At 50.2% G+C, this 5,411-nt stretch carries 3 protein-coding genes; 2 read left to right on the forward strand and 1 reads right to left on the reverse strand.

All coding sequences use genetic code 11. The features are described from left to right. Positions 1-1,163 precede the first annotated feature (1,163 nt). Positions 1,164-1,505 carry a hypothetical protein gene (locus HMPREF2796_RS10935; RefSeq protein WP_141749113.1) on the reverse strand — a complete coding sequence of 114 codons (342 nt, stop codon included), beginning with the start codon at positions 1,503-1,505 and terminating at the stop codon, positions 1,164-1,166. 670 nt (positions 1,506-2,175) lie between these two features. Here HMPREF2796_RS10935 and HMPREF2796_RS00535 point away from each other — a divergent pair. Next, positions 2,176-3,939 carry a ShlB/FhaC/HecB family hemolysin secretion/activation protein gene (locus tag HMPREF2796_RS00535; protein WP_070630213.1) on the forward strand — a complete coding sequence of 588 codons (1,764 nt, stop codon included), beginning with the start codon at positions 2,176-2,178 and terminating at the stop codon, positions 3,937-3,939. 78 nt (positions 3,940-4,017) lie between these two features. Next, positions 4,018-5,411 (forward strand): two-partner secretion domain-containing protein (locus HMPREF2796_RS00540; protein ID WP_141749114.1); only part of this gene is annotated, 1,394 nt, incomplete at its 3' end.

Genomic DNA, 5,411 nt, shown 5'->3' on the forward strand with positions numbered 1-5,411 from the left:
TCAGATGGCGCTAAGGGGGTGAAATCATGGAGTACGGTACACAAGCCTCCCTACTTCAAGCACACGCAACAGAACAGCAACGGATATTGCGTTCTACTCACGGAGACATCAATGTAGTCTTGGAAACGGTACAAGGAACCCAAAATCCTTCCCATAATCTACTACACCCAGCCAGAGATATTCAGTCCCGCCCTTCCCAAACACCATCGGGATCCCGGCCCCCAACTACAACCCTAACGATTATTGGTGGAACCAATATTAACCGAACCGCCATCCAATAAAACAAGCCACCCTGATTGGGCGGCTTGTTTGTCATCGGGTGGACAGATACATCTCGCGAATCTGTTCCTGGGTGGGTTTGGTTAAACCCCATTGGTCATTGACACAGTGCAGGATGAATTTATTGCTTCGGCAGACATAACGTTCCATGCGCCAACTCGCATACATCTCCATGTCGGCGTACTCGACTATTTCCCTTTTTGTCATCAACCCACCTACCAACCCGAGGGCCATCTGGTCAAACCTGATGGCATAAAACCAGCTTCGCCCTCGCTCGGTTGAGACCGAGCTCAGATTATGCCGACGGGCTTCTTACCGAATCCCGTCTCGACAACCGGACGGCCATCGTGTTAAACCCGATGGAAGAAAACCAATCCAAAATTCCAAAATCACCGATGTATATATACTATATATGATATATATATTCTTATAATAGGTATTATATATATTATATATAAATATAAGTATGCGCTTTAAACAAAAAAAGCAATCTCTAGGACACATCATAGCTCCACTTTTCCCAGATCTATAATTTCAAAAAATTCGGGAGGTAAAACAATAAAAGTTTTACCTCCCGAGAAAATTTTTCCGAAATCTTCATATATCGCTCATATTTTTTCAGAGTCTCTTCCTCCAATGATAAATAATTCTTTGCAGACCAGCCCTTCATCTTTTTATTTCTATACAGGCCGTAGTAGAGCACTGCGTGAAAAATAAAGGTGATCCGAACTTGAGTAAAATTTTTCTAACCCAGACCCTAGTACACCGGCCCAGCAAACCATGACTGGAATTTTTCTGTACCGGCTGCCAAGTTTTGTTTACCTTGCTACTTTCCCTCCTCTAATGACAGCAAAGTCTCCAAAGAATTTATTGCTGATGACTCTTTAACCAATCCAAGATTTTTTACATGGGCTACATTTTTTAGCCTTACTTTTTCTGATAATACCTCCTTCTTCCCTTCGAAAGAGAGAATAGAGAATGTTTAAAAAGTCATCTTCTGGAGATACGCCGATAAATATGTCTGATTCTTCGGCAAAGAGCCTTTCAAGATACGTTTTTATCTCCAAACCATCTTTATCTTGACTGTAAAAATAACGGCATCGACCCGTTTGATACATACTGATAATTGAAAAATCAGAGCGCCCATCCCTCGCCACTGATGTCAAAATAAAATGAACATTTTTTGTAACCTCTCCGCATACACGTCCAAAATTTTGAACTTCCACCTATACCTGCCCCGAGGCAGACTGCTTTTCTCGTACCTGAAAAAGTTTGCGTATCCACATCAGTTTGATTTTGAGGGATCCCACCACGCGCACTTGAGCGCGTTCCTTTTCCTGTCCAGTTTTTTGCAGTTAATCGACATTAATGCGGAGATTCTGCTGCAATTTGTTATTCAGGATGCTGAGATTATCATCTAATAAGAAGACGTGTCCGGTATGCCGGGCTTACGGAAAAGGTCATAGTTGTTGATCGTATGTCCCCTCGAAGCCCGGATAGAACTTTGGTACCTTAAAACGATCATTCGCCGCGCCAGTGTCGTCTTCTTGCCACTGGTGTACCGGCATTGTCTCCATCAGCTCGGCGCTCTGTTTGCCCTCCTGTCCCACCTTATTGCCATCATGGGTGTTGATATCTGTATGTGGATGTATTGTAAATATTTTTATACTAACAAGATGCCTGAGAATATCTCTTCAAATCTCTTGCCATTATTTCTAAACTGGGGTAGCCTTTACACACTAAATAAAAATTTTACAGTTTTACAAGTTATTGCAAGTTTCCCTTATTTATCAAAGGTAAACGTCTATTTATAAACTAGTGCATACCGCTATCGTTTGGTGTATTGAAGATACATACACCAAATATGAGGCGTGCTTGTTGAATATAAAATAAAAAATGTTAAAACTTTCCCACACTACCCTTGGTATTATTTTATTCACCTCTTTCTATCCATCTCCTGCCGCAGCCGCACCAGACGAATCCCTTTCCCGACAAGTGCAGCAAGACCAACTACAACGTGAAGAGCAAAGAAAACAAGACATACAGCAGCGGCAACCGGCGCCCGATGTCCGTCTCGATGCCAATACCCCGGCAGACTCTTCCATTGAGCCTCTCCCTATTGAAACACCCTGTTTCCCGCTCTCCAGTATCCGTCTGAACGGCGACTCCGCCGACCAATTCCAGTTCTCCCTACGCCATGCCCTTACCCGCTCCGGTTTTACCCCGGGGCAGTGCGTGGGTGCGCAAGGCATTAACCGTTTGATGGGTTTGGCACAAAATGTGCTGATTGAGCGTGGTTACACGACCACTCGTATTTTGGCCGCCCCGCAGGATTTAAACAGCGGGGTGTTGGAACTGACGGTTGTTCCGGGGCGCATCCATGCCATTCGGGTGGATTTGTCCGAACGTGAACAGACCCATGCCGGCAGAATTGCCTCCCGGCAAAACGAATTCCCGGCCAAGGGTGGGGATATTCTTAATTTGCGCGATTTGGAACAGGGTTTGGAAAACCTGAAACGGGTACCTACTGCCGATGCCGATATCCAGATCATACCGGCCGAACAGCCGAACGAGAGCGATGTGGTGATCAGCTGGAAACAGCGGCGGATACCGTTTCGGGTATCCGTCGGGCTGGATGATTCCGGTAGCGAAGCCACCGGCAAATATCAGGGCAGCTTTACCTTGTCGGCTGACAACCCACTGGGGCTCAGCGACTTGGCCTATGTCTCTTACAGCCGCAACTTGGGGCATAAAAATGATTTGACTGATAGGAACGGGCAGAAAACCGACAGCGGTACCCGCAGCTACGGTGCGCATTATTCTGTACCGTTCGGTAACTGGCTCTTGGCCTGGAACTACCAATATTACCGTTATCACCAGGCAGTGGCCGGGCAGCAGGAAGTTTATGACTATAACGGTAAAAGCTGGAGCCAAGATATCGGATTGACCCGTCTGTTGTACCGGGATGCCCGCCGTAAAACCCATCTGACTTTAAGGCTATGGCAGCGTAAAACCCAAAGTTTTATCAATGATGCCGAAATAGATGTGCAACGCCGCCGTACCGCCGGCTGGAGTCTGGCTTTAAACCACAAGGAATACCTGGGTCGGGCAACGTTATCTGCCGGTGTAACATACAAACGAGGCACGGGCTGGCTGCACAGCCTGCCGGCGCCGGAAGAAAGATACGATGAAGGCACCGCCCGCATGCGCTTGCTGACCACGGATTTGTCTTTGAATCTGCCTTTCAATATCGGCAAGCAGCAATTTGTCTACGATACCCACCTGCATACCCAATGGAATCAGACACTATTGACGGCCTTGGATAGAATTGCCATCGGTGGCCGCTATACGGTACGCGGGTTTGACGGAGAGGTGACGTTGTCGGCGGAGCGCGGCTGGTATTGGCGTAACGATCTGGCTTGGCAATACTCCCCCAACCACCAAGTCTATCTGGCTTTGGATGCCGGGCGGGTGGCCGGCCCGTCGAGTAAATACCTGCCGGGCAGAGAGTTGGTGGGTGGCGGTATTGGATTCAAAGGGCAGCTGCATGCCGGCGGATCGTTATATTACGATCTGTTTGTTGGTGCGCCTTTGGTGAAGCCGCAATATTTGCCTACCGCCGATACTACTTTCGGCTTCAGTCTGAATTACTCATTTTAAGATTCAGGGCAAACAATCCAAACAATCATAATCCAATAACAATCAATTAAATCAATTTAACTTGAGGGAGCCGTTATCATGAATAAGCAAATGTACAAATTGGTCTTCAACCGTGTCCGCAACCAAATCATGGCCGTGGCTGAAACGGCTGTTTCCCATGGCAAAGACCCCCGCCATGGCGGGGGGGCTGCTTGCGGACGGGTACATTGTTTCGGCTTACCCCTGTTCTCCTTCTCCCTGATGCTGGCTTTGGGATTGGCGACCATACTGCCGGCCGCCGCCGACGGCATCGTGGCCGATCCGGCAGCCCCGGCCGGGCAGCAGCCGGCCATTTCGCATACTTCCAACGGCCTGCCGCAGGTCAACATTCAAACGCCGACCGCCGGCGGCGTTTCGGTCAACCAGTACCGACAATTCGATATCGGCGAACGTGGTGCCATTCTGAACAACAGCCGGGGTGCCAGCCGTACCCAGCTAGGCGGTTGGGTAGCCGGCAACCCTATGTTGATGGGTGGCGAAGCCCGTATCATCGTTAACCAGGTCAACAGCAGCAACCCCTCTCTGTTGAACGGCTACATAGAAGTGGCCGGCCGTCGGGCTGAAGTGGTGGTGGCCAATCCGGCCGGTATCCGAGTAAACGGTGGCGGCTTCATCAATGCCTCCGGGGTTACCCTGACTACCGGTCGGCCGGTGATCAGCCCGGAAGGCTACCTGAATGGATTCCAGGTACGCTCCGGCAGCATTCAGGTAGCAGGCAACGGGCTAGATACCGCTACTGCCGACTACACCCGTATCCTGACCCAGGCGGCACAAATTAATGCCGGGTTGTGGGCAAAAAATCTTGTGGTGGTAGCCGGTAACCATGATGCCGCTGCCGATGGTAGCTATACCGCCGTGGCCGGCAGCAGTACGCCTGGTGCGGTTGCCATCGATACCGGCAATCTGGGTGGCATGTATGCCGGCAAAATCAGCCTGGTCAGCACCGAACGGGGTGTCGGCATCAATAATGCCGGCCAGCTGTTTGCCGGTGTCGGCGGGGTTTCCTTGTCTGCCGAGGGCAAAATCAGCAATAGCGGCAGCATCGTAGCGGCGGAACGCCAGGCGGCCCGTGCCGATACGGCCGCTGTCCGTATCCAAGCCGACCACTTAGAAAACAGCGGTACGGTTTCCGCCCAAGGCCATGCCTTACTGCGTACCCGCACTGTAGATAATAGCGGTTTGCTGGTATCGGCTGCAGAAATGAACATCCGCAACCAAGAGCAGCTGACCAATAGCGGCACCCTGAATGCCGGGCGGTTCGATATCGAGACCGCACGGCTACACAATCAGAATGGCAACATCAGCCAAACCGGTTTGCAGGCGTTGAAAATCGATACCCCGCATTTGAGCAACCGTAACCAAGGTTTAATCGGCTATGCGCCGCTGGAGCAGAACAATGGCCAACCCGGACAGCAGCCGCAACCTGCCCCCGC

The organism is Eikenella sp. HMSC071B05, from assembly GCF_001811325.1.
GTDB lineage: Bacteria > Pseudomonadota > Gammaproteobacteria > Burkholderiales > Neisseriaceae > Eikenella > Eikenella corrodens.